This window comes from Nitrobacter sp. 62-23 (assembly GCF_001897285.1).
GTDB lineage: Bacteria > Pseudomonadota > Alphaproteobacteria > Rhizobiales > Xanthobacteraceae > Nitrobacter.
The window spans coordinates 1-25,872 of sequence record NZ_MKSM01000110.1; the positions used below are offsets into that span (position 1 = coordinate 1).

The 25,872-nt window shown below is 62.3% G+C and carries 22 protein-coding genes; 11 read left to right on the top strand and 11 right to left on the bottom strand.

Annotated elements, in window-relative coordinates; genetic code table 11:
• A partial coding sequence (locus BGO16_RS11725) for a putative inorganic carbon transporter subunit DabA (protein ID WP_292618918.1) occupies positions 1-830 on the top strand: 830 nt, incomplete at its 5' end.
• 196 nt (positions 831-1,026) lie between these two features.
• Here BGO16_RS11725 and BGO16_RS11730 read toward each other — a convergent pair.
• Entirely contained in the window at positions 1,027-2,064 is a 1,038-nt protein-coding gene (locus tag BGO16_RS11730) for a zinc-dependent alcohol dehydrogenase family protein (protein ID WP_292618919.1), read from the bottom strand.
• Positions 2,065-2,262: 198 nt separating this feature from the next.
• Between BGO16_RS11730 and BGO16_RS11735 the strand changes: the two genes are divergently transcribed.
• The 3 genes from BGO16_RS11735 (at position 2,263) to BGO16_RS11745 (ending at position 4,075) form a co-directional block, all read left to right on the top strand.
• Positions 2,263-2,631: an erythromycin esterase family protein gene (locus BGO16_RS11735; RefSeq protein ID WP_292618943.1), complete on the top strand. Its 369-nt coding sequence runs from the start codon at positions 2,263-2,265 to the stop codon at positions 2,629-2,631.
• A 59-nt stretch (positions 2,632-2,690) separates the two neighbouring features.
• The gene (locus tag BGO16_RS11740) at positions 2,691-3,146 is read left to right on the top strand and encodes a host attachment protein (RefSeq protein ID WP_292618920.1); all 456 of its coding nucleotides are present in this window, start codon (positions 2,691-2,693) and stop codon (positions 3,144-3,146) included.
• Between the two features lie 83 nt (positions 3,147-3,229).
• Positions 3,230-4,075 carry a universal stress protein gene (locus BGO16_RS11745; RefSeq protein WP_292618921.1) on the top strand — a complete coding sequence of 282 codons (846 nt, stop codon included), beginning with the start codon at positions 3,230-3,232 and terminating at the stop codon, positions 4,073-4,075.
• A 224-nt stretch (positions 4,076-4,299) separates the two neighbouring features.
• On the opposite strand, the gene BGO16_RS11750 is transcribed toward BGO16_RS11745, so the two are convergent.
• From BGO16_RS11750 to BGO16_RS11770, 5 genes are all read right to left on the bottom strand, one after another.
• Positions 4,300-4,938, bottom strand: a complete 639-nt coding sequence (locus BGO16_RS11750) for a helix-turn-helix domain-containing protein (protein WP_292618945.1) — start codon at positions 4,936-4,938, stop codon at positions 4,300-4,302.
• A 132-nt stretch (positions 4,939-5,070) separates the two neighbouring features.
• On the bottom strand, positions 5,071-8,328 hold the full coding sequence (locus tag BGO16_RS11755; protein ID WP_292618922.1) for an efflux RND transporter permease subunit: 3,258 nt from the start codon (positions 8,326-8,328) through the stop codon (positions 5,071-5,073).
• On the bottom strand, positions 8,325-9,335 hold the full coding sequence (locus tag BGO16_RS11760; protein ID WP_292618923.1) for an efflux RND transporter periplasmic adaptor subunit: 1,011 nt from the start codon (positions 9,333-9,335) through the stop codon (positions 8,325-8,327). The genes BGO16_RS11755 and BGO16_RS11760 overlap by 4 nt, the downstream gene beginning before the upstream one ends.
• Positions 9,336-9,401: 66 nt before the next feature.
• The gene (locus tag BGO16_RS11765; protein ID WP_079448378.1) at positions 9,402-9,605 is read right to left on the bottom strand and encodes a DUF2892 domain-containing protein; all 204 of its coding nucleotides are present in this window, start codon (positions 9,603-9,605) and stop codon (positions 9,402-9,404) included.
• Between the two features lie 18 nt (positions 9,606-9,623).
• Complete coding sequence (locus BGO16_RS11770; RefSeq protein WP_292618924.1) at positions 9,624-10,928, bottom strand: FAD/NAD(P)-binding oxidoreductase; 1,305 nt, start codon at positions 10,926-10,928, stop codon at positions 9,624-9,626.
• A 159-nt stretch (positions 10,929-11,087) separates the two neighbouring features.
• Here BGO16_RS11770 and BGO16_RS11775 point away from each other — a divergent pair, with 159 nt between their 5' ends.
• A complete protein-coding gene (locus BGO16_RS11775; RefSeq protein WP_292618925.1) occupies positions 11,088-11,423 on the top strand; it encodes a metalloregulator ArsR/SmtB family transcription factor in 336 nt (111 codons plus the stop codon).
• Between the two features lie 128 nt (positions 11,424-11,551).
• Here the strand turns inward: BGO16_RS11775 and BGO16_RS11780 are convergent, their stop codons facing one another.
• Positions 11,552-12,682, bottom strand: coding sequence for a D-alanyl-D-alanine carboxypeptidase family protein (locus tag BGO16_RS11780; RefSeq protein WP_292618927.1), 1,131 nt, complete (start codon positions 12,680-12,682; stop codon positions 11,552-11,554).
• A gap of 254 nt (positions 12,683-12,936) precedes the next feature.
• On the opposite strand from BGO16_RS11780, the gene BGO16_RS11785 reads away from it, so the two are divergent.
• On the top strand, positions 12,937-14,493 hold the full coding sequence (locus BGO16_RS11785; protein WP_292618928.1) for a L,D-transpeptidase: 1,557 nt from the start codon (positions 12,937-12,939) through the stop codon (positions 14,491-14,493).
• A gap of 195 nt (positions 14,494-14,688) precedes the next feature.
• Here BGO16_RS11785 and BGO16_RS11790 read toward each other — a convergent pair whose 3' ends face one another.
• The 3 genes from BGO16_RS11790 to BGO16_RS11800 all read right to left on the bottom strand — a co-directional run bounded on the left by BGO16_RS11790 (position 14,689) and on the right by BGO16_RS11800 (position 17,737).
• Positions 14,689-16,383: a methyl-accepting chemotaxis protein gene (locus BGO16_RS11790; RefSeq protein WP_292618929.1), complete on the bottom strand. Its 1,695-nt coding sequence runs from the start codon at positions 16,381-16,383 to the stop codon at positions 14,689-14,691.
• A 588-nt stretch (positions 16,384-16,971) separates the two neighbouring features.
• On the bottom strand, positions 16,972-17,328 hold the full coding sequence (locus BGO16_RS11795; RefSeq protein ID WP_292618930.1) for a cupin domain-containing protein: 357 nt from the start codon (positions 17,326-17,328) through the stop codon (positions 16,972-16,974).
• A 211-nt stretch (positions 17,329-17,539) separates the two neighbouring features.
• Positions 17,540-17,737, bottom strand: coding sequence for a hypothetical protein (locus BGO16_RS11800; RefSeq protein ID WP_292618931.1), 198 nt, complete (start codon positions 17,735-17,737; stop codon positions 17,540-17,542).
• Positions 17,738-18,026: 289 nt separating this feature from the next.
• Between BGO16_RS11800 and BGO16_RS11805 the strand changes: the two genes are divergently transcribed.
• The 5 genes from BGO16_RS11805 (at position 18,027) to BGO16_RS11825 (ending at position 24,821) form a co-directional block, all read left to right on the top strand.
• Positions 18,027-18,824 (top strand): universal stress protein, encoded by a 798-nt coding sequence (locus tag BGO16_RS11805; protein ID WP_292618932.1) that lies wholly within the window; start codon positions 18,027-18,029, stop codon positions 18,822-18,824.
• 377 nt (positions 18,825-19,201) lie between these two features.
• Positions 19,202-20,932: a cation:proton antiporter gene (locus tag BGO16_RS11810; protein ID WP_292618933.1), complete on the top strand. Its 1,731-nt coding sequence runs from the start codon at positions 19,202-19,204 to the stop codon at positions 20,930-20,932.
• Positions 20,933-21,275: 343 nt separating this feature from the next.
• Positions 21,276-22,352 carry a 3,4-dihydroxy-2-butanone-4-phosphate synthase gene (ribB, locus tag BGO16_RS11815; RefSeq protein WP_292618934.1) on the top strand — a complete coding sequence of 359 codons (1,077 nt, stop codon included), beginning with the start codon at positions 21,276-21,278 and terminating at the stop codon, positions 22,350-22,352.
• 179 nt (positions 22,353-22,531) lie between these two features.
• Entirely contained in the window at positions 22,532-23,746 is a 1,215-nt protein-coding gene (locus BGO16_RS11820; RefSeq protein WP_292618935.1) for an acyl-CoA dehydrogenase, read from the top strand.
• Positions 23,747-23,888: 142 nt separating this feature from the next.
• The gene (locus BGO16_RS11825; RefSeq protein ID WP_292618936.1) at positions 23,889-24,821 is read left to right on the top strand and encodes an MBL fold metallo-hydrolase; all 933 of its coding nucleotides are present in this window, start codon (positions 23,889-23,891) and stop codon (positions 24,819-24,821) included.
• Here BGO16_RS11825 and BGO16_RS11830 read toward each other — a convergent pair.
• The gene (locus BGO16_RS11830; RefSeq protein ID WP_292618937.1) at positions 24,814-25,794 is read right to left on the bottom strand and encodes a FecR domain-containing protein; all 981 of its coding nucleotides are present in this window, start codon (positions 25,792-25,794) and stop codon (positions 24,814-24,816) included. The two genes, BGO16_RS11825 and BGO16_RS11830, sit on opposite strands and share 8 nt — an antisense overlap.
• Between the last annotated feature and the right edge of the window lie 78 nt (positions 25,795-25,872).

Genomic DNA, 25,872 nt, shown 5'->3' on the forward strand with positions numbered 1-25,872 from the left:
TGCGCGCCAGGGGCATCGACATTCCCGATGACGCCTGGTTCCTGCCGGCGCTGCACAACACCACCACCGATGCCATCGAGCTGTTCGACCTCGACGTATTGCCGCCCCGCCACCTGGCCTATCTGGATCGCCTGCGCAACGGCCTGCTCGCGGCGTCCAAGCTGGCCGCGGCCGAGCGCATGCCCAAGCTGCTGCCGCAGGCGCACACAATCGAGCCGGCGCAAGCCTATCGCATGGCACATCGCCAAGCGGTGAACTGGGCGCAGGTGCGGCCCGAATGGGGGCTGTCGAAGAACGTGTATGGCATCGTCGGGCGGCGCTCGCTTTCAGAGTGTGCCGATCTGCAAGGGCGTCCCTTCCTGCTGTCGTACGACTGGCGTTGCGATCCCAAGGGGCGCCTGCTCGAAAACCTGCTGGCGGCGCCTGTGGTGGTGGGCGAGTGGATCAACCTCGAATACTTTTTCTCCACCGTGAACAATGCCCGTCTGGGCAGCGGCAGCAAGGTCTATCACAACGTGGCCGGGCGCTTCGGCGTGATGACCGGCAACCTGAGCGATCTGCGTACCGGCCTGCCGACGCAGACGGTGATGCGCGAGGGCCAGCCCTATCATGAGCCGATGCGCATGATCGCGCTGATCGAGGCGCCGCTGGATTTTGCCGCGCGCGCGCTGCAAAACGTGGTCAAGGCCAAAAGCCTGGTGCTCGGCGGGTGGATTCGCGCCATCGTCATCGATCCCACCCAGGGCTACAAGCCTTTCGTCTTCAACAATGGCCAGTGGGAGGAGCGCCCGCCTCTCGTTGCTCCGGCCAAGGAGGAATACGTCGCATGAACGCGATCGGGTGTTCCTGCCATAGAGTTCGTCGAGTTGCGCGAGGTCCTGCACTTCGTGAGCCGATCTTCCTTACCAATCATAGTCCTGGGGTCGGGGGTTTCGAGTCCCTCCCTCGCCACCCATCCTTTCCACCACCCTGAACAGGCGAGAGATTTGCGCCCGTATTTAGGACAGCCATCCTTGCAAATGGACCTCACGCCGCGATGATCACTTTCAGCGCGCCCGTGTCGGCGGCACGACTGAACGTATCATACGCCTCAAGAATCCGGTCGAGAGGGAAGCGATGCGTAATCAACTGGGCAGGATCGATCTTATTTGATTGCACCGTCTTGAGAAGCATCGGTGTCGTGACCGTGTCGACCAGTCGGGTCGTAATGGAGATATTGTGCGACCATAATCTCTCCAGGTGCAGATCGACCTTGGCGCCGTGGACGCCGATATTGGCGATGATGCCGCCCGGAGCGACGATATCCTGGCAAAGCACGAAGGTGGCGGGAATACCGACCGCCTCGATCGCGGTATCGACACCTTTGCCGCCGGTCAATGCTTTCACTTTGTCGGCAGCCTCTCCGCTCGCGCTATTGATCGTATGGGTAGCGCCGAATGTCCTGGCGATCTCGAGACGCTTGTCATCGACATCGATCATGACAAGTTCGGCGGGAGAGTAGAATTGCGCTGTCAGCAATGCGGCAAGACCGATCGGTCCGGAGCCGACGATCGCAACGGTTGACCCCGGCGCCACCTTGCCGTTCAGAACGCCGCATTCGAAGCCGGTCGGCAAGATGTCGCTCAGCATGACAAGCGCCTCCTCGTCAACGTTGGCCGGAACAGGATAAAGGCTGGTGTCGGCATGCGGGGTGCGGACATACTCGGCTTGCGTCCCGTCGATTTCGTTGCCCAGAATCCAGCCGCCGGTGGTGCAATGGGAATACAGACCCCGACGGCAGTATTCGCATTTGCCGCAAGACGAAATGCAGGAGATGAGGACATGGTCTCCCGGTTTGAGAGTGGTGACACCAGCGCCAACGGAATCGATGATGCCGACGCCCTCATGCCCGAGGATTCGACCGGGCGCACAGCTCGGCACATCACCCTTCAGAATATGCAGGTCCGTGCCGCAGATGGTTGTTTTCACCATTTTGACAATGGCATCTCCCGCGGACTGTATTTCCGGCTTGGGACGATCTTCGAGCGTTTTGTGCCCGGGTCCATGGTAGACAAGCGCTTTCATGGAATGGTCCGATCCAATCGGTGATCCAAATTCATTAAAACTCCAACCGCCGCGCCCCGCATTGATTTCGATCAAGGCTGATCAGGCTCTGTGGCGTCGGGCCGTAAATGTCGCGCATGGCAGCGCGCCAGCCCACGGGCTGATGGTCGTCTGCCCCTTGATGCCGATCAAACCGCTCGGGTGCATTTCATGATGCAGATGCCTTGGCGGGTTTCAAATCGAAGCCTGTTCGTCTTGGCCACCTTGGCAGTCGTGCTGTTTCGGTGCTTTAGCGGCCTGCATAGTCTCCTTGAAAGTGTTTTTGAAAATGCAACGCCGGTCCACCGGCGTGGTTATCTCGGAGTTGCGCGAATTTACGAGGAGCCGTTGTCATGGGAAATCCGGCGTCTCGAACGGGCGATCGGCGTTATCTACCGGCCGGAAACGGAACGCGCGAGTCATTACTTCCGGGCCAGTCTGCCGCAGCAGTTCGATGAGTATATCTGGTTCGATCATACGCGCGCGGTGGCTCCGCTGGAGACGGCGATGATCAAGGGCCTTCCGGATACTTATCCGTTCGGCTTGTGAAACCCGCGTCGGCTTCCGACATATTGGAGAGAACGCAATTATCCGAGGAGCAGGTGAACATGTTCAGGATTCCCCGCAATGCGCTGGTATTTGTCGGCGATGGCCGAAAGGCTCTGTTTCTGCGAAACGACGGCGACGCTTTATCCCCTCATCTGAAGACAGAGAAAGTCTTTGAGGACATCAATCCGATGACTCACGAGCAGGGGAGAGATCGGCCGGGGCGGGTTATCGAATCGTCGCAGCCCGGTCGCAAAAGCGCTGTCGAGCAGACCGATTGGCATGATCTACAGGAGCGACAGTTCGCGCAGACGGTCGCTGCAGCCATGGAGCGGATGGTCCGAACGAGCAAGGCGAAGGCTCTCGTCGTCGTTGCGCCGCCAAGAACGTTGGCCGACTTGCGAAACGCATTCCATCCCGAGGTGAAGACCTGCATCGTCGCCGAGATAAACAAGGACCTGACCAATCATCCGGTCGGGGAGATTGAAAAGCATCTTATAAGTGATGGTTCAACCTGACATACCGCAAATGGCTATGAGATCCATGCAGCAAGGATTTTGATCTGGATCAAGCAGCCGGAGTCGGGATGTGGACGTGATAGGTGGCCGTCGAAGTCGAGGCTGTTATGTCCTATGCAACGCTATTGGTCTGGGTCAACATCGACCACGTCTCGAAGCAGTTCGTTGGTGTCGCAGCAGGTGTGGCGGACAAATTCGCAGCTAATCTGCTTGGGTTGTCGGCTGTTGCGATCGTTTCGCCCTTTGTCGCCGAGGGTGTGGTCATCGTCGATAACGCGACCGAGTTCGATGTCGCAAAACTGAAGGCCAGCCTTGCGGAGGCTGGGAACAAGGTTCAAGCCGCCGCCGGAAGTGGCCGCCGGTTCGAATGGCGATCAGTTATCGAATTCCCCACCCAGGCGCTGATCAGTGAGGCGCGCTGCGCCGATTTGATCGTGATCGAAAGTGGCAGGTCCGCTGGCGATATGTATCGAAGCGCCGATGTTGGAGCCGCAATTCTCGGGGCTGGTCGTCCTTTCCTGGTGGTGCCTGCGGCGGTGAAATCCCTTGCCGCCGATCACGTCATGATTGGATGGAAAGATACGCGGGAGGCGCGGCGGGCGGTTCAGGATGCGTTACCGTTCCTTCACGAGGCCAAGCGCGTAACCGTCCTGGAAATATGCGAGAAGGAGCAGATGGAAACAGCGCGCCGCCATGTTGACGACGTCGTTCGCTACCTCGCGCAGCACAGGATAAAGGCCGAGCGCCAGGTCGAAATGCAGGCTCGCGGCTCTCGTGCGGATCAGATCATCGAATGGGCAGATAACGAAGACGTCGATCTATTGGTCACCGGTGCTTACGGCCATAGCCGGCTCAACGAATGGATGTTCGGCGGGATGACCCGCGATCTGCTCACGAGGAGTTCGATCTGCTGCCTGATGTCTCATTGAGGTGACGAGATGCGCGCGCATGGTTCTTCATTCCGTCAGAAAGCCTCCGAGCCGGCATCGCCTCCGCGAAAGCGGCGTCCTCAGCCGCGAGAAGAAGATTGAAGGTCCGGTCCGGCCATCGTCAGCGACGTGGAACCCGCGTCTGATTCCATCCAGAAGTGAAAGACTCCAACTGGCGGCATGAGGGCGGGATGCCGGCCGGGGTAATCCGAAGGCCGGTGCCCTCAAGCCTCCATGGCGGACAGCCGCTGTCGGTTGCGCAGTGCGATATGGCGAGCGTTCGAAAACATCAGGATGCCTTCATCGTTGAGTTGCGAGAGCGCCCGCGAGACGGTCTCGAGCGTCAGGCCGAGGTAGTCGCCAATATCGCGACGACACATCGGGAGCGCCATCATGCCGGCTTTGGCGAGCCTGCGGTCCATTTCCAGGAGAAATGTGGCAACGCGCTCCATCGCAGTCTTGCGGCCGAGCAGCAGCATGTGATCTTCGGCATGCCGGAGGTCGTTTGCCGTCAGCGTCCAGAGATTGCGGGCAACATGGGCGTTTGATGCCGCGGCCTTCTCAAGGCTGCGACGGGGCACCAGGCGCACGGTGGTGTCGGCAATTGCTTCGGCAGTAAGCCTGTGCTCCGGGCCTGGATCGAGGCCGAAGACATCGCCCGGCAGGTGGAATGCGCCGATCTGCCGCCGCCCGTCGCTCAGGAGCTTGTAGGTACGCACAGCGCCGCGGATGATCTGGTAAAGGTATTCGGCAGGCTCGCCCTCGCCGTAGATTTCCTCATCCTTTCTGTAGGAAAATTCGCTTGCGATCACTCCCGAGGAATGGGCGATTGCGCTGAATTGGTCGGCCGGTTCAGCCGCCATGACCCGCGGAATATCGAAATCCTTCGGAGCGGTGATTTTCTGGATGTGCATGTCGCCATCTCCTCGATGCGGGATGGCCCAGTTTACCGGACGCAGCGCGCCGGAATATTTCGGTCGATATCCTAAGGGCTCTTACGGAGGTGACGTTCCAGGACGCGGCGAGGGGTGCGGGTGCGCGCCGGTTCCGGCCGGGCGTCCACCTCCCCGCAGCACGACGTAAATGGCCGGGATGACCAGAACGGTCAACGCCGTTGAGGACGCCAGTCCGAACAATAGCGAAATCGCGAGCCCCTGAAAGATCGGGTCGGTGAGGATGACCGCCGCCCCGATCATCGCTGCGATCGCGGTCAGCAGGATTGGCTTGAAGCGGATTGCGCCCGCCTCCAGCAACACGTCGATCAGCGGCCGGTCGGGCCGGCGCGCATGGCGGATGAAGTCCACCAGCAGGATCGAGTTGCGCACGATAATGCCGGCCAGCGCGATGAAGCCGATCATCGAGGTCGCCGTGAACGGCGCGGCGAACAGCCAGTGGCCGAGCATGATACCGATGAAGGTGAGCGGGATCGGCGTCAGGATCACCAGCGGCAGCTTGAACGAGCCGAACTGCGCGACAACGAGAACGTAGATGCCGAGGATGGCCACCATGAAGGCCGCGCCCATGTCGCGGAAGGTCACCCACGTCACCTCCCATTCGCCGTCCCAAAGCAGGGTCGGATGAGTTTCGTCGTCCGGCTGACCGTGCAAGGCGATCACGGGCTTGGGCAGACTGCCCCAGTCGATCCGGTCGATCGCATCACGCACCGCGAGCATACCGTAGATCGGCGCTTCATAGGCACCGGCGAGTTCCGCCAGCACCATTTCGGCGGGGCGGCCGTTGTGGCGGAAGATCGGCCAGGACGCTGGCTCATGGGCGACACTGACAACATCGCCGAGTTCGACCACCCCGCGGCCGCCCGGCAGCGCATTGGCGGGCACCGGCGTGGTCAGAGCGCGCTCGTCCATCACCGCACCCGCCTTGGGCAGCGCGAGGCGGATGGCGATCGGGTAGCGTCCGCCGCCACGTTGCGAATAGCCGACCGTCGTGCCGCCGTAGAGATAGCGCAGCGTGTCGTACACGTCGGCCTGCTCGACCTTGTAGTATTCGAGATTGTCCTGATTGATCGCGACGCGCACGCGCTCGGCCTGGTTATGATAGCTGTCGTCGACATCGACGATGAACGGAACGCTCTTGAACGCCGCGCGCACCTTGGCGGCTACCGCGCGCCTTGTGTCGGGGTCGGGGCCGTAGATTTCGGCCAGCAGCGTGCCCAGCACCGGCGGCCCTGGCGGCGGCTCAACCACCTTGACGATCGTGCCCTGGGGGAGGTCGATGCCGCGCAGGCGCTCGCGCACGTCCAGCGCGATGGCGTGGCTCGCCCGTGTGCGCGCTCCCTTCGGCACAAGGTTGATCGCGATGTCGCCCTGCTCGGGACCCGCGCGGAGGTAATAATGCCGCACCAGACCGTTGAAATCGAACGGCGCGGCGGTGCCGGCATAGGTCTGGAACGAGACGATCTCCGGCACCGGGGCGAGCCGGTCGGCCATCGCTTGCAGCGCCCGGTCGGTGTCCTCGACCGACGACCCCTTTGGCAGGTCGAGCACGACCTGAAGATTGGCCTTGTTGTCGAACGGCAGGAGCTTCACCGTGACGTGTTTGGTGTAGAACAGCGCGAGCGAAGCCAGCGTCGCCGTCCCGACCACAGCCAGGAAAATCCACGCCCGCCGGCGTGACGCCAGAACGGGCTTCGCGACCGCGACGTAAAGCCGGCCGAGGCGGCCGCCGCCCGTCGGCTCATGGCCTTTGCCGGCCGTATTGTGATCGCCGCCGAGCTTCATCATCAGCCACGGCGTCAGGATGACGGCGACGAAGAACGAGAACAGCATCGCGGCCGAGGCGTTGGCCGGGATCGGGCTCATATAGGGCCCCATCATGCCGGACACGAACAGCATCGGCAGCAGCGCCGCCACCACCGTCAGCGTCGCGACGATGGTCGGGTTGCCGACCTCGGCGACCGCATCGATCGCGGCCTGCGCGCGCGGGCGGCCGTCGCGCATCGCCCAGTGGCGGGCGATGTTCTCGATCACCACGATGGCGTCGTCCACCAGGATGCCGATGGAGAAGATCAGCGCGAACAGGCTGACACGGTTGAGCGTGTAGCCCATGATCCACGAGGCGAACAGCGTTAGCAGGATGGTGGTCGGGATCACCACCGCAACCACCAGCGCCTCGCGCCAGCCGATGGCGACGGCGACCAGCACCACGATCGACACCGTCGCGAGGCCGAGATGGAACAGAAGCTCGTTGGCTTTCTCGTTGGCCGTCTCGCCGTAATTGCGGGTGATCGTCATCTCCACGTCTTCGGGGAAGATCTGGCCGCGGGTCTGCTCCAGCCGCCGCACGATCTCGTCGGCGATCACCACCGCATTGGTGCCGGGGCGCTTGGCGATGGCGAGCGAGACGGCGGGCGCGCGTTCGAGTCCAGCGTCCGCCGTCTTGCGGATATCGGTGACCCGGTTCTCGGCCGGCGAGGTCGCCAGCACGACCTGAGAGACGTCGCGCACATAGACCGGGCGGCCGTCGCGCGCGGTGAGCAGGATGTTGCCGATCTCGGGCAACGCCTGCAGGGTCTGGCCGGCGACGATGGCGCGCTGCTGCGTCTCCTCGCGCACGGTGCCGATGCGGAACGAGCGGTTGGCGCCCTCGATCTTGGCGGCGAGCTGTTGCAGGGTGATGCCGTAAAGCGACAGCCGCTCGGGATCGGGCTCGACGCGGAACGCTTCCGGCTGCTCGCCGACGATATAGGTGAGGCCGATGTCGGGCAGCTTCGACACCTCGACCTGCAACTCGCGGGCCAGCCGAGTCAGCCCGTTCGCGGTCCAGCGCGCGGCCGCATCCGGCGTCGGGCGCAGCGTCACCACCACGATCGCCACGTCGTCGATACCGCGGCCGACGATCAGCGGTTCGGGGATGCCGAACGGGATGCGGTTCATGTTGGCGCGGACCTTCTCATGCACCCTGAGAATGGCGGCGTCCGGATTGGTGCCGACCTTGAAGCGCGCGGTGACCACGGTGCCGTCGTCCTCGGTCTGCGAATAGACGTGCTCGACACCGTCTATGCTCTTGACGATGGTCTCCAGCGGCTCGGTGACGAGCTTGACGGCGTCCTCCGCCCTCAAGCCGTTGGCGGTGACGTGGATATCGACCATCGGCACCGAGATCTGCGGCTCCTCCTCGCGCGGCAGCGTCACCAGCGCGACCAGCCCGAGCGCCAGCGCCGCCAGCAGGATCAGCGGCGTGAGGGGCGACGCGATGAAGACGCGCGTCAGGTGGCCTGCGATGCCAAGTTTCATGGCAGCACGATCCGGTCGCCGTCGCGCAGGCCGGTAAGAATCTCGACGCGTCCCGCGCCGTTGTCGGCGAAGGTCTCGCCGAGAATGACGGCGACGTCCATTGCGCCCGCGTCGGTGGCGACGCGGACATAATCGACGCCATGGGTGGTGCGGATCGCCGCCGCCGGCACCGCCAGCACCGTACGCTTGCCGACCGGGATCGACACCAGCGTGCGCTCGTTGACGAAATAATCGCCGATCCCTTCGACCTCGACATCCGCGATCACCCGCCCGTCGGTGATCTCCGGATAGACCTTGACGATGCGGCCGCGATGCGCGGCGGATAGCCCGCCCGGCGCGGTGAGCCCGCGGGCGCCAACCGTCACGTCGGCGCCCTGTGTGATCTCGCTGGCATGACGCTCCGGCAGCGATAGCCGCAGATAATATGGTCCCGGCGCGATGCGGGCGATGTCCTCGCCGGGCATGACCACGGAGCCGGGCGTTACCGGCACCGTGAGCACCCGCCCTGTTGCAGGCGCGAAGACGGTGCCCTCGCGCGCGCTTTGTTCGATGACGGTCTTCTCCGCCTTGGCCGCCGCGACCTGATTGGTTGCGACCTCGAACTGCATCTTGGCCTGATCGAGGCTGACCTGCGTGCCCGATCCGCTCGCCCTGAGCTGCTGCGCCCGCTCAAGCTGGACGCGTGCATTCGCAAGCTGCGAGTTGAGCGCCTCGATCTTGGCGTCGGCGGCGTTGAGCTGAAGCGCGAGTTTGTCGTCGACGACCACGGCGATCGCCTGTCCTTCCCTGACTTCGTCGCCCTGCGTGACGCGAAGCTCGCGCACCGAGCCGCCGATGCGGGCGCGCGCCGGCACCACGATGCGGCTCTCGACCTGGCCGAAGACGGCCTTCATCTCGGGAATTGTCGTGGCCTTGACGACGAATTCGCCGGCGTCGGCCGCTGTCGCGCCGGCGATCGCGGCGCCGGCGAGAACGGCTGTCAGGAAGCGCAAGATCGGTCGATGCATGAGCGTGCAGCTTTCACAGAGCGATCACAAGTCTCGTCCGACCATCGGATAGAGAAGGTCTCGTCGTTATTTAAATGCGACGCCGGCCGGACAGCCCAGTTTCCTGAAGATCATGGCCGAAGGGCAAAAGCCTGTGACCGACGCCTGGATCAGGTTTACCCCGACGAAGATCGTGAGCAGATACCACCAGGGCGACGCGTAAAATCCGAGCCCCAGCGAGACAAGAACCATGAAGCCGGCAAACATCATCACGGCGCGATCGATCGTCATTGTCGTTTCTCCTCTGCTTCAAGACTGCGCCTGTTCGGCCGTCTCCACGTGAATTTCCTTCAGTTTCTTGATCCCGAGCATGTCGAGGACGAGGTTTTCGTAGAAGGTCTCGGCCTTGCCCTGGCGCACCTTGCGCAGGAAGTATTTTTCAAAGCCGATCTTGGCGGCGTGGACCCATTTGCCCTGCGACGACCAGTTGACGTTGCGCGGCGGGATCTGGGGCTGGGCGACGAAAGCGATGCCGTCGTCGCCGAAATCGGCGAGGCAGACCGCGTTCCAGGTGGCGACCGCTTTCGGTTGCTCGCCCTTGAGAAGCGAAGCGATGTTCTCCGCCGTGGCGGTGACCATGGATTCGATCATGAAACCGGTCTTCGGCACGCCCACCGCGAGCGGCGTCTTGCCGACCGGTGGAATGGCGACGCAAACGCCGACGCCGAAAACGTTCGGGAAAGTCGGGTTGCGCTGGTGCTTGTCGATCACGATAAAGCCGCGCGGATTGGTCAGGCCCTCGACGCCAAGAACGGCCGGGACGCCCCGGAAGGCCGGCAGCAGCATCGAGAAGGCGAAGGGCAGTTCGTGCGTCGCCTTGACCGTGCCGTCGTCGTTGACTTCTTCGACGACGAGCTTTTCAGGTTCGACCTTTGTCGTGCGCGCATTGGTGATCCATTTGATGTGGCGGTCGCGCATCGCGCTTTCGATCAGGCCCTTGGTGTCGCCGACGCCGTCGAGCCCGAGATGGCCGATATAGGGCTCCGGCGTCACGAAGGTCATCGGCACGCGGTCGCGGACGCGCGCATTGCGCAAGGCCGTTTCGAGGATGAAGGCGAATTCATAGGCCGGGCCGTAGCAGGACGCGCCTTGCACGGCGCCGATCACCACCGGTCCCGGCGTTTTGACGAGTTTGTCGAATGCGACTTTGGCCTGAAGGGCATGATCGGTCTGGCAGACGGACTGGGTATGGGCATTCGGGCCCAGCCCCGGCACCTCGTCGAAGGCAAGGTCAGGTCCGGTGGCGATAATCAGATAGTCGTAATAAATGGATGTGCCGTCGTTGAGCTGAATCCGATTTTCAGCCGGCTCGACGCGTTTGGCCCCCTCCGGCCGCAGCTCGATGCCTCTCTGTTTCAGCACCGGAGCAAGGTCGACTTCGATCTCCGCCGGTTGTCTCCAGCCTACGGCGACCCACGGATTTGAAGGCACGAACGAATAGGTCGAGCCGAGATTGACGACGGTGAGACGGTCATCGCGTCTCAGCTTGGTCTTCATCTCATAGGCCATGATGGTTCCACCAAGGCCCGCGCCGAGAATGACAATGTGAGACATGGACTATTCCTCCGATTTATCCGCCAAGTTTCCCTGACATCGCGCATTCCGTCTTGATCTGGTTCAAGGCAGGAGCAAATTGTCCTTTGAACCTTGCGTCCGTCTCTCGGAAGGCCGGACAGCTTGCACATAACATTCAAGGAGTATAAATTCAATACTATGAATGTAGGAGATATGATGCCGGCGGCGGAGTCGGCCGCGGTGCTGATGCGCAGCCTGTCCCACCCGCAGCGTCTGCTGGTGCTCTGCGCCCTGGTGGACGGCGAGAGGTCGGTCGCGGAACTGCGTCAGGGGCTCGGGATCGAGCAGGTGCCGATGTCGCAGCAACTCATGCGGCTGCGAGCCGACGGACTCGTCGAGGCCCGGCGCGAGGGCACGACGGTCTATTATTCCATTACGCGGCCGGAGGTTTTGACCATCGTGGATGCGCTACATTCGGCCTTCTGCGCGCCGGCCGCAGGCAAGCGGCCGCGCGGCGGTCGACAGAGGCGATGACGTAGCGTGGGGGATCTACAGCGTTTTCAAGCGAAGTGGATACCGGTTCGCGTCAAGAAAACGCGTCAAATCAAGAGTTAGATTTCCATGAAACGGTGAAGACTCTAAACCGTCAGGCCGCAAGCCGCTCAACTCGTTTTCAGCTTTGCGACGGCGACCGCTCTCGGGCGCTTCACCGGGCGTGAGTGGTCGCGGGAGGCCACGCCCTTTCCTTTTTTCACGGTGATCTTCTTTGCGGTCGATGCCGCTTGTCTGACGTCGCGATTGTGCTTCGCATATTCCTCGCCGTCGAGCGGTGCGACATGCGGCGGGTCCTTGCCGAGATATGGGCGTGCGATTCCGAATTCCTTCCCGTGCGCATCAACCCACTTCCAGAACTTTTCCGAAGACGCAAACCGGCGGTCGCGCGTTTCGCCCGCAACACTCACCACATCGGCCGCGAGCCCATGCCCATAGCCGCCGCGCAAGCTGCCGCCATGATAGGACCTGTTGCTCGCCGCCTTGAGGCCGCTGGCGATCGACTGGCGGTAGTCGTCGCGGAATCCGCTGGTGATGCCGGGCGAAAGGCCCGCCGCCTCGGCCGCGCGAAGCATATGAAACAACTTCAGCCTGAAGCTGCGATCCATGCCGCCGATCACATAATCCATCATCGAAAGGCCAGCGCGTTCCGCCGCCTTGGGGTCTTTCCATCCGAAATCCTGATCGACATACCTGGTGAAGGCTCTCGACACCGTCACCTTCTTGCCCTTCCGCTTGATGGTGACTTTCCTCAATTCACGCACCTTGACGGCGTCTTCCTTAGGCGTGCGTTGATAAAGCGCCCACAGATAGCGATCGATGCAGGCGTCCACGACCGGACAGTCGTCGCCGATCTCGACCGACGTTGCGGCCTTGGCCGCCTCGACAGGCTCGACATCCGACGGGTCCACGCTTGCCAGTTGCACCGGCTCTGATCCGGGTGGCGGATCCGGTGTGTTGGCGACATCTCCGGCGAGCGGCTGTTCGGTCATCGCCGCATGAGATTTCGAACGGTCGGGCAGGCGCGCCTGAGTTGGATCGCCGGATATCGAATCCGGCTGCGGCTCAGTGGCGCGTTCCTGTCTGACAGAAGAGGGATCGTCGAAGGTGACAGGGAACGCCGCGCTGGCGTGCCGGATGCCTTCAGGTCCGGAGAAAGCGAGCAGGCTGAAAATTCCGGCCGCGAAAACGACGGACAGCAACGCAGGCGTTAGCGTCGAAAGTCGCCCAGGGTTCACCATTCCAGCCTCATCGGAACCAGATGACACAGCCGAGGATGCGGATGCGGCGATTGTTCTGACAAGGACAGCATCGCGCAACAGCACAACCGGATGACTTGCGAGCTTTTCTTCAATGTGTTGCCTGTGCGCAACGCCTGTGGCTGGCTTTCCGATGTCCGCTGTCCGTTTTGCGCCTATTTTGGCTGCGATTGTTTTCTTACGAGTCGGATGGGTAATTGGTCACGGCAGCGCATACCTGCTGCGAGGGGACGCGAATGGTGAATCGTTTGATGCCGGCGAAATTTAATGCTGCAACGCGTCATCGGCGTGCAGCCGCGATCGCGTTCGCGGCGATGGCCGCTCTGAGCGTGCCGATCGCCGGCGCCACGGCCAAGCAGGCGCGCCGTGCCCAACCCGTTGAGACGACAGCGCCCCGCGAGGCGGGCGAGCCAATCATGGCGATCGTGTCGCTCAAGAGCCAGCAGGTCACGTTCTACGATGCCGAGGGCTGGATCCTGCGCGCGCCGGTATCGACCGGCGTCAAGGAGCGCGAGACGCCGGCCGGCGTCTTCGCCATCGTCGAGAAGGACAAGGACCACCGCTCGACCATGTATGATGATGCCTGGATGCCGAACATGCAGCGCATCACCTGGAACGGCCTCGCCCTGCATGGCGGCCCGTTGCCCGGCTACGCAGCTTCGCACGGCTGCGTGCGGATGCCGTACCGCTTTGCGGAGAAACTGTTCGACAAGACGCGGATCGGGATGCGCGTGATCATCTCGCCGGACGATGCGGTTCCTGTTGCATTTTCCCACCCGTCGCTGTCGCTCTTTGTGCCAAGCGCGGAGATCGTCGCGGCGGCTCCGACCAAGGTGGAGACGCTTTCACGCGAGGCTGCGGATGCCGGCGTGGCGGCCGACGAGGCCAGGAAGTTGGCCGCGGCGGCGGCCCGCGAGTCGGCGCAGTTCGCAGCATCCCTGCGCAAGCTGGCACGGCTCAAGGCCCGGGCCGACGCTGAACTTACGTCGGCCGACAAGGCGCTGGCCGCGGCCAAGACTGACCAGGCCAGAGCCAAGGCCGGCGAGCGTCAGCAAAAGGCCGCTGCCAGGGCGGCTGAGGTAGCCACCCGGTTCGATACCGCCAGGGCGGACGCGTCATCAAAGCTCGACGCAGCGACCGCCGCGAAAGAAGCGGCGCAGGCGGCCCGGACAAAAAAGGCCGACACCGCCAGAGCGGCGCTCGACGCCAGGCTCGCGCGCGAGCCGGTGTCGATCTACGTCAGCCGCGCGACGCAGATGCTTTACGTGCGGCGCAACACGCATAAGCCGGCGCCGGACGGGGGCGGCGAGGTGTTCGATGCGAGCATCGAGGTTCCGGTCACGATCCGCGATGCCGGTAGACCGCTCGGCACGCATGTATTCACGGCGGTGGCGCGCAACGACGCGGGCCTGCGCTGGACTGCGGTCACGATCGAGAATGGGGACAGCGCCAAGAACGCGCTTGACCGCATCACCTTCCCGAAGGACGTCCTCGATCGCATCGCGCCGACCGCATTGCCGAGATCATCGATCGTTGTCTCCGACGAGCCTTTGAGCGAGGAGACTAATTATCGCACCGAATTCGTTGCGGTGCTGAGCGACCAGCCCCAGGGCGGCTTCATCACGCGCAAGCCGAGCAGGGTTCTCGTCGCCGACGACAACGGCTGGATCGACGACCGCCAGGACAACGACCCCTTCGGCTTCTTTTTCCGGCGCAATCCGAATTCTCAACCGCGCACGACGCGCCGGGGCGGCGGCCAGTTCTTTCCTCCGATGCAAGGAGGATGGTGGTAAGACGCGGCACGCCGCAAGTTAAAGCCCGCTTCCGATCGGATCAGAAGCGGGCTTCCAGGGTCTGGTTCAACCGTGTTGATCAGACTCGTCGCTTGTCTGGACATGCTTCGCTCGAAAACGCCATAGAGCATGATCGCGATCGCCGCGTGTCCGACTCCGCCGGTGAACTCCGGCGCCGCGTCGTTTGCCGACGGCCTATGCGACCCGGACAGAGTCCAGGAATTTGTTCACCTCGATCTTGAGTTTGGCGCTGTCGCGCGACAGCGTTTGCGCCGCCGACAACACGTGGGATGAGGCGGTTCCGGTTTCCGCAGCGCCGCGTTGGAGATTTCCGACATTCGAGGAGACTTCCTGTGCCCCCTGCGCCGCGTGCTGCACGTTGCGGGCGACTTCCTGGGTGGTCGCGCCCTGTTCCTCGACGGCGGATGCAATTGCCGAGGAGATGCCCGACAGCCTTTCGATGGAGTTGCGGATCTCGCTGATGGCCGCGACGGATTCCTGCGTGGCGGATTGGATGCCGCTGATCTGCTGACCGATTTCCCCGGTCGCCTTGCCGGTCTGTTCGGCGAGCGCCTTCACTTCCGAGGCAACCACCGAGAAGCCGCGACCGGCTTCGCCGGCGCGCGCGGCCTCGATGGTGGCGTTCAAGGCGAGGAGGTTGGTCTGACCTGCGATATTGTTGATGATCTCGACGATGTCGCCGATGCGCGACGCCGCGCTCGAAAGCGCACTGACGCGCTCGGTCGCCGAATGGACCTGATCGACGGCATCGCCCGCCATGCGGGCCGATTCCTGCACCCGCTGGCTGATTTCACGAACCGAGGCGGTCATTTCCTCGGTCGCCGAAGCCACCGAATTGACGTTCGAGGAGGCCTCGCTCGAACCGTTGGCGACGCGGGCGGCAAAATCCTTTGCATGGTCGGCATTCGACGCCAGCGTGGTTGCGGAGCCTTCCAGTTCGTTCGCGGCCGTCGCGACAGCCTGAACGATTTCGCCGATCGCCGCTTCGAAGGAATCCGCGATCTTTGTCATGTCCGCCTTGCGCTGGATGTCGGCCCGGCGTTGCGTGGAATTGACCTCTTCCCGGCTGAAACGGATCAATGTCTGCACGGTTTGAAGGTTGCGAAGCGCCTGGCCGATTTCGTCGTCGCGCTTGATTTCGATGCGATTGTCGAACTTGTCGTAAACGAGGTTCAGCATCGTCTCATTCAGGTGACGCATCGGCTCCTCAAACGCGCGAAGCGTCTGGCGTCCGACGATCGCTCCGGCAGCAATCCCGGCGAGACCAAGAAAGCTGAGAACGAGGCCCCACATCCCGCCGACTGCGGTTGCCCCGAGCAAGCAGCAGACGAGCAGGAAGGCGGCCTGCAGCGTGATCAGCGTCGTCATTCGCGCCCGCATGGTCCGCGTGAACGGCGCGAAACGATCGAAGAACGATCGCTTCCGGATGATACCGGCATCGATCCTGTAAGGATGCGGCCGCTTTTCGCGAATGGCCGCGTAAACTTCCTCCGCCAGGGCGCGCTGGTCGGCGGCAAGGCTGGTGCGGATCGATGTATAACCGCTGACCTGTCCGTTCGTGCGGATCGGCGAGGCGGTCGCCAGCACCCAGTAAAAGCCGCCGTTCTTGCGGCGGTTCTTGATCGCGCCAACCCAGGGTTTTTCGGCCTTCAGGGTGTCCCAGAGATTTTCAAACGCCTCCGGCGGCATGTCCGGATGGCGGACGATGTTGTGCGCCTTGCCTATCAATTCCTCGGTCGTGAATTCGGCCGCGTCGATGAAGTCCTCATTGACGTAGGTGAGACGGCCTTTGAGGTCGGTCCTTGAAACGATCAGCGTTTCGTCGGAAATGGGATATTCGGCATCGGTAACGGGAAAGTTCTTGCGCACGGGGAAACTCGTCAATCTGTTGGGTTGAACCAAGCGTTACGCCCGATGCGCTGCCATGACGTGATTCGCGAGGAATTGCGTGAGCAGAAATCGGTAGCGGCGCCCTCAAAATCTTACCCGGCAAGAACGCTTGTCGAGGCGGGTGATAGCTGGGGCAAGTGATCGGGTGATACCTGGGGCAAGAGAAACATCGCGGAGGCACCTTCTGTGGCTTTCCGGGGACGCGGCTTTAGCGCGTATCGGAAGCAGGATAGGACGAGCCGGTTAAAAAACGGTGGTCGGCAGGTCACAACGAGCCGCTGGCCGCTCCGACAACGAGAAAATAAGGAAATTAATAAGGTCCGCCACCCGGGTGGCAGACGCTATATCGGGATTCCGCCGGCGGTCCGATCGTGATCGATCGCCTCGTCGAGGAGGCGATCGGATGGCTGGTTGTCCGACGTGCGGAGGCGCGGGGACGCGGTTGGGGCCGCTATCGCGCAGCGGTTAAATGTTTTTTCGACTCCCATCCCGGAGCAAGATTGATCCGGTCAAGGGCTTTTATATCGAGGCCCCGCGTAAAATGACGTCAGCGTCTGATGGGTTCGCTCACCGCTCGCGCGGCCGCCCGGAATCTCCGGAAGGGAAAATAATCGTGAGCAGCATCAGCGTGTCCTCGATTCCCTGGATCGAGTGCGGGACGCCCCCTTCGAGATACACCCATTGGCCGCCTGAAAGTTCCAGTGTTGCTTCCGGCAAACCGAGCCGGGCCCGGCCTTCCAGGCAATGCAACGTGATGGGGCCATCAACGCGGTGCGTCTTGATTTCCACGCCGGCGTGAACGACGAGACGTACGACCTCGAACGCTTCCGATTTGACGATGGCGGTTGTCCGCGCATCCTTCAGGTTCGACCCCAATGGTGCAAGAGCAAAAACCTCTCCGGGGCTGGCATGGTGCATGGCCATCGCTGTCATCTCCCTCTGCATCCGCGCATCCGCCTTCGGCAGGTGCTGGTCGTTATCTTCTGCTCTCCATTATGAGCGTTTTGAACGGAAAACCCAACCTGGCAACATAGCTTGCAGCCACAAGCCGCGGGTCCCCGTCGATCCCTGCGGTTGAAGCTGATCCTATGCGAAAACCGGCTTCCGCTTCGGGATCATGCTCCCTTACAGTCTGCTAAGACCGAAACAGTGCAAAGTAGACGACGTAGATCCAGCCTAAAAGGCCGTGGATGATAGCCCAAAGAATCGAGTGGTTGGTGGTGTATGATATCGCGATGGCAAGGGCGGAGCCAAAACCGACGCCGTATTTTGCTCCCTCGACGCGTACTCCGTAGTAGCGATTTTCATTCATGTTTCCGGTCTCCTGTTTCATGTTGGCGTTGCCGATTTTTCTGGCGTCACGCGCAACGATCTGAGCGTATCGAAGCGAGGATATAGCCGCCTGGAGCGGGCATCCGCCGCGAGAGCGACCTGTCGTTCAGGCGGGCACAGGACCACCGATGCCATTCGACCCTCACCAAAAAATCGACCTTCACCTGAAAAGTATCGGAATCCAAAGCTTCGGCTCTTGAGGCTGCGGCTTGCTTTGATGTGTGTCAATTCGACTTCTTGATGCTGATGTCATCTATCATACAGTAGTGCTCGGATCGGGAGCGAATAGTATGATCAAGGACATTATACTTCATCTGGAGCGTGACCCTTCCCGGGACATTGTTCGCGATTTCGCCGCGTCGATAGCTGAGGCTTTTAGCGCGCATCTGACCGGTGTCATATTCACCTTTGCGACGAACATTCCGGCAGATGCTCTCGGCGATCTGTTCGTCGAGAGTGAGGCGGAGGCGCGCGGCGCAATTGATCGTTTCGAGACGGCCATGAAGCGCGGCGCTCTTTCGGTCGAGCCACGGCTTATCTTTGGAACGCCCAAGACGTTTTCGGAAATGGCGCGGTGTTACGATCTCAGCGTCGTCATGCAATCCGACGATGATAATGGCATCAATAACGGCATTCTGATTGAAGCGGCGCTTTTTGATTCGGGTCGGCCGCTCATCATCGTGCCCCGCATCCAGCAGGGCGGGCTGAAGCTCGACCGGGTCGTGTGCTGTTGGGACGGAAGTCGCACCGCAGCGCGGGCCATCAACGATGCTCTGCCCATGCTGAGACAGGCCGGTGCTGTCGAACTGTTTATTGTCGAGACTGAGAAGATCGTGAACGAGAAGGTGCTTCGCGGTGCCGAAATCGGCCGGCATCTGGCCCGACACGATATCAACGTCGAGGTGAAAACGGTGCGCGCGGCTGACGCCGATGTGGCGAAGGCTATTCTGTCACATGTTGCCGACGGCTCGGTGGACCTGCTTGTGATGGGCGGCTATGGACATTCTCGCCTCCGCGAATTCGTGTTCGGCGGAGCGACGCGCGGAATGCTGTCGGCGATGACGGTCCCTGTTTTCATGTCGCATTGAACCGGTACGACGGCTGCACAGAACCGTCCGGTAGATGCGACATTTTTCCGGACGGTATGTCTTGCCATAGCTGGTTGATAATTATGATAATAATAATGGATTATTTGACACCCTGGGCCCCCGGATCATAGGCTGGCCGCCTTCTTCGCTGCTCGTTTTCCCCGCATGACCATCCAAATCGAAATAAATCTGCGGATCTCTTTGCGGAACAAACGCCGCGCGGCAAACGATCTGGCTGGCGCCAGTTAGGAATGCCATGCGATGAGGGCAAAGGGTCGCGAATGCCGAGGAGCAGGCGCGAGGGCATCGACGAGGCCGGCGATAACCGCGTATCTTGGCCCGACTATCCGGAGATTCTACCGACCGGCTGAGGGGGCATGCACGAACTTATTGGCGATATCACGCTTTCCATCCTGTTCGCCTGGGGCCTCGGGCTGGCTGCTCATTTTTTCCGGCAACCGCTGATTCTGGCCTATCTGGTGGCCGGGTTCTTCATCGGCCCGTTTGGAATGGGATGGGTCAAATCGCAGGAATCGATCCAGACCATTTCCGAACTCGGCCTGATCTTCATGCTTTTCATGATCGGCCTGGAGATCGACCTGAAGAAGATCGTGCGCGCCGGGCCGGTGATCCTGATCGCAGGCGGCGGCCAGCTCCTCGGCGGCTGCATCCTCGGCGTATTGTTCTTCATGGCGATCGGTCTGGCCATGGGCCAGGGCGGTTTCGACGCGCTGTATCTCTGCGTCGCCTGCGCGCTGTCGAGCACGGTCATCATCGTCAAGGTCCTGTACGAGAAACGCGAGCTTGATACGCTGCCGGGCCGCATCACCTTGGGCGTGCTGGTGTTGCAGGATATCTTCGCGATCCTGTTCCTGGCGGTGCAGCCCAGCCTCGACAACCTCCAGATTTCCATCATCCTGCTTTCGATCGCGCGGGTCGGCGCGCTGGTCGCGACCGCGTTGATCCTCAGCCGCTATGTGCTGCCACATCTGTTTCATCAGATCGCGCGCCGCCCGGAACTGGTGCTGCTTGGCGCGCTGGCGTGGTGTTTTCTGATCGGGGAGATCGCCGAGCGGCTGCATCTGTCGCGCGAAATGGGCTCGCTGGTGGCAGGCGTGTCGCTCTCGACCTTTCCTTATGCGCTCGACGTCACCGCCAAGGTGACGACGCTGCGCGATTTCTTCATCACGCTGTTTTTCGTTGCGCTGGGCATGACCATTCCAATCCCGAACGGCTCGGTGATCGGCCTTGCGCTGATCATCGCGGCCTTCACGGTGGTGAGTCGCGTTATCACCACCTTCGTGCCGCTGTATCTGATGAAACAGGGGCTGCGCGCCAGCCTGCTGCCAGCGATCAATCTGGCGCAGATCAGCGAGTTCTCGCTGGTCGTGATCCAGACCGGGTTGGCCGCGCGGCACATCAGCACCCAGACCGCGAGCGCAGCCTCGTTCGCCTTCGTGGTGCTGGCCGTGCTGAGCACGTTCGCAATCGGACGCAGCGATCAACTCTCGCGATCGGGAATCAGCTTTTTGAAGCGGCTCGGCTTGCGCGATCTCGACCGCACCGAGGCCGGCGAGGGGGGGCACGACGGCGGAGGGCATGGCGAGCCGCGACGCATTGTCATTCTTGGCTTCTTCCGCGCCGCGAGCGCGCTTTTAAGCGAGATCGAACGCCGCGACGAGTCGCTGCTGGAGCAGATCGCGGTTGTCGACTTCAATCCTGTGGTGTTCAGCACCCTGTCCGCCCGTGGCCTGCACGTCACCTATGGCGACATCAGCAATGTGGATACGCTGCTGCATGCCGGGGTCGGCGGCGCCGAAATCATCATCCTGAGCGTGCCGGATTCGCTGCTCAAGGGCGCCACCAATGTCAAACTCGTCCGCCACGTCCGCTCGCTCAACCCGACCGCGAAGATCATCTCGACGGCGGACCTGCTGTCGGATGTCGAGGATCAATATGCCGCCGGCGCGGATTACGTGACGGTGACGCGGCTGACGGACGCGCATGAGCTGTTCGCGGCGATCGAGGCCGCCGACAATGGCCTGCTGGCCGACAAGCGCGCCGAGACCGACGCGCTGCTGAGCGAACGCCGGGAGGTGCTGCCGTAAGCGGGACCTCGCCATTTTTCTCGCGCGGATCCCTATATATCAAAGGTGTGACTTGGAGGCCCGTGCCGGGCCTTTCGGTTGCGCCGCAAGCCGCTCAGCGCGTATTCCACGAAAGTGGGTGCCGGTTTTTGCGATCGAATACCCGCGCATTATTGATTGAGCGCATTTTCTTGACGCTGAGCGGATTCCACTTAGCCGGAAAATGCTCTAGAGCCTTTCCTGATGGAATCAGCGGAACTCTATATTTTTGATTTGACGCGTTTTCGTTACGCGAACCGGTCACCACTTCGCTTGAAAACGTTCTAGGCCATACGAAATTCCGTCACACGGGAAAGCGCGCGCCATGCCCCATCCGATTCCGGACGTCCTCCAGGCCTTTGCCAGCGGCGAGATCGTCGTCGTCACCGATGACGACGATCGCGAGGGCGAGGGCGATCTGATCGTCGCGGGCTCGCTGTGCACTGCGGAGAAGATGGCGTTCATCATACGCCACACGTCCGGCATCGTTTGCGCGCCGATCACCACCGAGGACGCGCAGCGGCTGCGGCTCGATCCGATGGTCGCGCATAACGAATCCAACCACACCACCGCCTTCACCGTCTCGATCGATTACAAGCCCGACGGCGGCACCGGCATTTCAGCCGAAGAGCGCGCTTCCTGCTGCCGGGCGCTCGCCAATCCCAACGCCGGCGCCAGCGACTTCGCCCGGCCGGGTCATATCTTTCCGCTGATCGCGCGCAACGGCGGCGTGCTGCTTCGCGCGGGCCATACCGAGGCGGCGGTCGATCTCTGCAAGCTCGCCGGCCTGCCGCAGGTCGGGGTCATCAGCGAGTTGATGAACGACGACGGCACGGTGATGAAAGGCGAGCAGGTAGCCCGGTTCGCTGCCGCGCACGGGCTCAAGCATGTCACCATCGCCGATATCATCGCATATCGGCAGGCGCGGGAGAAGCTGATCGAGCGGGTCTCTGAATTCATCATCGACAGCCCGATCGGGCCGCTGCAGGGCTACGCCTACCGCTCGCCGTTCGATTCCATTGCCCACGTCGCGTTCGTCTATAATGGCATTGGCGACGGCAGGAATGTCCTGACCCGTTTCCACAAGTCCAATATCGTGCGGGATATCTTCGCCGGACCGCGGCGCATGGAGATCGTCCTGGAGCATTTCAGGAAGGCCGGAAGCGGCGTGCTGGTGTATCTGCGCGATGGCGCGGCGGGCGTGCCGGTGGCGCCGCTCCCCGAAGACAGGTCGGCGGAAGCCGATCGCCACAGGCAGTGGCGCGAGGTCGGCGTCGGCGCGCAGATCCTGCGCGACCTCGGCGTGACCTCGATCCGGCACCTGACCTCGTCGGCCTACGAGTACAAGGGGCTGTCCGGATTCGGTATCGAGATCGTTTCCAACGAATATCTTGAAAGCTGACCGCTGTTCCTCATCGGCATCGGCGCTGGCGGCCCGCGGAATATGCGCTCGATAAGATGGCAGCGCTTTCGCCCTGGCGGCAAGTGAACGTCGGAACACATGGTTGAGTTGCCGAATTGTCTATATACTGATCATCGATCCGGCTTTGGCGACATTCGGAACCATGTGAAAGGATTGTCATGAGCGTTCGTCCGCAAAGCAAGGACCAGCCCGTGCCGGTTTGCTTCCAGTGGGACGATCCGCTCTGCCTCGACGATCAGTTGACCGAAGACGAACGCATGATCCGCGATACCGCGCGCGCCTATGCGCAGGACAAGCTGCAGCCGCGTATCGTCAAGGCCTATCTGGAGGAGAGGACCGATCGCGAGATATTCAGCGAGATGGGCGAACTCGGCCTGATCGGCGTCACCTTGCCGGAACAGTACGGCTGCGCCAATGCGAGCTACGTCGCCTATGGCCTGGTCGCGCGGGAGATCGAGCGCGTGGACTCCGGCTACCGCTCGATGAACTCCGTGCAGTCGTCGCTGGTCATGTATCCGATCTATGCCTATGGCGACGAAAGCCAACGCAAGAAATACCTGCCCAGGCTCGCGAGCGGCGAATGGATCGGTTGTTTCGGCCTCACCGAGCCGGATGCCGGGTCTGATCCCGGCGGCATGAAAACCCATGCCGAGAAGGTATCGGACGGTTATCGGCTGACCGGCTCGAAGACCTGGATTTCCAATGCGCCGATCGCGGACCTGTTCATCGTGTGGGCCCTCTCGGCGGCGCACGACAACCAGGTCCGCGGCTTCGTGCTGGAGAAGGGCATGAAGGGCCTCTCCGCCCCGAAGATCGACGGCAAGCTCAGCCTGCGTGCGTCGGTCACCGGCGAGATCGTGATGGATGGCGTGGTGGTTCCGGAAGAGAACCTGCTGCCGAACGTGTCCGGACTGAAAGGCCCGTTCAGTTGCCTGAACCGCGCGCGCTACGGCATTTCATGGGGCGTCATGGGCGCGGCGGAAGACTGCATGCATCGCGCAAGGCAGTATGTGCTGGAGCGAAAGCAATTCAGTCGTCCGCTGGCGGCGACGCAACTGGTGCAGAAGAAACTCGCCGACATGCAGACCGATATCGCGCTCGGGCTTCAGGGCAGCCTGCGCGTCGGCCGGCTGATGGACGAGGGCCGGATGGCGCCGGAGATGGTCTCCATCATCAAGCGCAACAATTGCGGCAAAGCGCTCGATATCGCACGGACGGCGCGCGACATGCACGGCGGCAACGGCATCCAGATCGAATATCATGTGATGCGCCACGCCGCCAACCTTGAGACCGTCAACACCTATGAAGGCACCCACGACGTTCACACGCTGATCCTCGGTCGCGCCATCACCGGCATTTCCGCGTTTTCGTAGGGTTTTCGGAGCGACGCTGCCTTGGTGTTCGTCATGCCCGGCCATGTGCCGGGCATCCACGTCCTAAGGCAGCAAAAAAACAAGAGGACGTCGTGGTCGGGACGAGCCGGCCATGACAGCATAAACGTAGGTATTCACCCCGATGTCCGAACCGTCTGACACCGAAGACGACATCCCGTTCAATCGCGACTTTGCGCTGAAGCCGGGCATCGCTGAGGAGGTCGTGCCCGATGTCCGTCGCGTGCTGTGTGACAATCCGAGCCCGTTCACCTTCACGGGAACCGTGAGCTACATCGTCGGCCGCGGGAAGGTCGCGATCATCGATCCGGGGCCGGACAGCGAGGCCCATGCGAAGGCGCTGCTCGATGCGGTCAGAGGCGAGACCGTGACGCATATCTTCGTCACCCATACGCACAGGGATCATTCGCCGAATGCCGCGCGCATCAAGGCCGCGACGAGGGCGCCGGTTTATGCGGAGGGACCGCATCGCGCTTCGCGTCCGCGTTTTGAAAGCGAAAAACACGATCCGGAATCCGGAGCCGACCGCGATTTTCATCCGGACGTCCGCCTTCGCGATGGCGAGGTTGTGGCCGGCGACGGCTGGGCGCTGGAAGCGGTGACGACGCCGGGACACACGGCGAACCACATGGCCTTTGCTTGGAAGCAGCGAAGTCTTCTTTTCGTGGGCGATCACGTCATGGGCTGGTCCACCTCGATCGTCGCGCCGCCGGACGGATCGATGGTCGACTACGTGGCTTCGCTCGAGAAGCTGTCGCGCCGGGATGAGCAACTGTATCTCTCAGGTCATGGCCCCGAAATCCCGGATGGGCCGCGGTTCGCGCGGCATCTCGTGCGGCACCGCAGGGCGCGCGAGGCGTCGATCCTGCATCGGCTCGCCAAAAGTGAGGCCGACATTCCGACCCTGGTTCGCGCCATCTATATCGGCCTCGACCCAAGACTATCTGGCGCCGCTGGCTATTCGGTGCTGGCACATCTGGAAGATCTGGTGGCGCGCGGCGTGGTGCTTACCGATGGCGATCCCGTCATCGGCGGCCGCTATCGGCTCGCTAGCTGATAACGATCATCACGCCGGGGATACGGTGCACAGCGAGATTTTGCGTCTGCGCCAGCGCCTCGATCGCCGCCTGGGCCTGATGGACCGAAAAGATGCCGCTGACGCGTTCTCCCGCATGGCTTCGGTCCGTCATGATGATCCGTTCCGGCACATAGCGTTCGAGATCGGAGAGAGCGTGCGCGAAGGTGCGCCCGTCGAAAATGATCCGGCCCGACCGCCATGCCAGTGCGGTCTGCGTGTCGACGGCGGTGGCGGGCGCCGGCGCCTGACCGCGCATATAGCTGGTCGCCTGGGCGGCGCGGACGGCGATCGCGGCGGGATCCGGCGTCGTCGCAGCGGCGGCAGCGGGACAGACGACGTCCGCCTGTCCCGCTGCAACGGTGACGATCGTCTGATCGTCTGTGAGCCTGACCGCGCAGGCCGCCTCGGTCATGCGCGTCACCCCGTCGAACGCGGCGACACGAAGCTCCCGCCCTCCCTGCGGCTTCACCTCAAAAAAAGCCTCGCCACGCAACAGATAGACCAGGCGCAGGTCCGGGCGATAATCCAGCGCGATCGCGCTATCGGTGTTCAGTGTCGCGACCGCGCCATCCGGCAGGGTGACCCGCTTCTGTTCGCCGATGGCCGTGCGGTAATCCGCCTCCCACAGCAGCTTGATCCTTGGCGCGACTATAAGGCCCGCGATTGATGCGGCGAGCGCCCCGCCCCCGGCGAGAGCGGCGCGACGACTGACGACGCGGGGCCGGGCTGCAATTCCCGTGGGAGCAGACGCCCGGCTCCCGTCAAGGCCGCCGAGCTGCCGCCAGAACCGCCGTTCCTCGGCGAAGGCGCGCGCATGACCGGAGACCGCCCGCCAGGCCTTGAACTGCGCAAGCTCGGCCTCCGACACCGCGCCGGATGACAGGCGCACGACCCAGTCGCGCGCTTCCTTGCGGGCGCGGTCACTGATGGCTGGCGCTTGTCCTTCTCTCATCTGGCGTATCGCAGTATTGCCGATGCCCCAACAGACTTCTACGCTAAAGACGCGCGAAGCGGCAGTTTCTAAATGAAA

Excerpts from the sequence above, each read along its gene's own strand:
- BGO16_RS11800 (WP_292618931.1), bottom strand. The coding sequence starts at position 17,737 with ATGAAACAGGAGACCGGAAACATGAATGAAAATCGCTACTACGGAGTA.
- BGO16_RS11775 (WP_292618925.1), top strand. The coding sequence starts at position 11,088 with ATGAATGTAGGAGATATGATGCCGGCGGCGGAGTCGGCCGCGGTGCTG.
- BGO16_RS11820 (WP_292618935.1), top strand. The coding sequence starts at position 22,532 with ATGAGCGTTCGTCCGCAAAGCAAGGACCAGCCCGTGCCGGTTTGCTTC.
- BGO16_RS11755 (WP_292618922.1), bottom strand. The coding sequence starts at position 8,328 with ATGAAACTTGGCATCGCAGGCCACCTGACGCGCGTCTTCATCGCGTCG.
- BGO16_RS11770 (WP_292618924.1), bottom strand. The coding sequence starts at position 10,928 with ATGTCTCACATTGTCATTCTCGGCGCGGGCCTTGGTGGAACCATCATG.
- BGO16_RS11750 (WP_292618945.1), bottom strand. The coding sequence starts at position 4,938 with ATGGCGGCTGAACCGGCCGACCAATTCAGCGCAATCGCCCATTCCTCG.
- BGO16_RS11825 (WP_292618936.1), top strand. The coding sequence starts at position 23,889 with ATGTCCGAACCGTCTGACACCGAAGACGACATCCCGTTCAATCGCGAC.
- BGO16_RS11805 (WP_292618932.1), top strand. The coding sequence starts at position 18,027 with ATGATCAAGGACATTATACTTCATCTGGAGCGTGACCCTTCCCGGGAC.
- BGO16_RS11780 (WP_292618927.1), bottom strand. The coding sequence starts at position 12,682 with ATGGTGAACCCTGGGCGACTTTCGACGCTAACGCCTGCGTTGCTGTCC.
- BGO16_RS11810 (WP_292618933.1), top strand. The coding sequence starts at position 19,202 with ATGCACGAACTTATTGGCGATATCACGCTTTCCATCCTGTTCGCCTGG.
- BGO16_RS11765 (WP_079448378.1), bottom strand. The coding sequence starts at position 9,605 with ATGACGATCGATCGCGCCGTGATGATGTTTGCCGGCTTCATGGTTCTT.
- BGO16_RS11740 (WP_292618920.1), top strand. The coding sequence starts at position 2,691 with ATGTTCAGGATTCCCCGCAATGCGCTGGTATTTGTCGGCGATGGCCGA.
- BGO16_RS11795 (WP_292618930.1), bottom strand. The coding sequence starts at position 17,328 with ATGGCCATGCACCATGCCAGCCCCGGAGAGGTTTTTGCTCTTGCACCA.
- BGO16_RS11830 (WP_292618937.1), bottom strand. The coding sequence starts at position 25,794 with ATGAGAGAAGGACAAGCGCCAGCCATCAGTGACCGCGCCCGCAAGGAA.
- BGO16_RS11735 (WP_292618943.1), top strand. The coding sequence starts at position 2,263 with ATGCCTTGGCGGGTTTCAAATCGAAGCCTGTTCGTCTTGGCCACCTTG.
- BGO16_RS11785 (WP_292618928.1), top strand. The coding sequence starts at position 12,937 with ATGGTGAATCGTTTGATGCCGGCGAAATTTAATGCTGCAACGCGTCAT.
- BGO16_RS11760 (WP_292618923.1), bottom strand. The coding sequence starts at position 9,335 with ATGCATCGACCGATCTTGCGCTTCCTGACAGCCGTTCTCGCCGGCGCC.
- BGO16_RS11730 (WP_292618919.1), bottom strand. The coding sequence starts at position 2,064 with ATGAAAGCGCTTGTCTACCATGGACCCGGGCACAAAACGCTCGAAGAT.
- ribB (WP_292618934.1), top strand. The coding sequence starts at position 21,276 with ATGCCCCATCCGATTCCGGACGTCCTCCAGGCCTTTGCCAGCGGCGAG.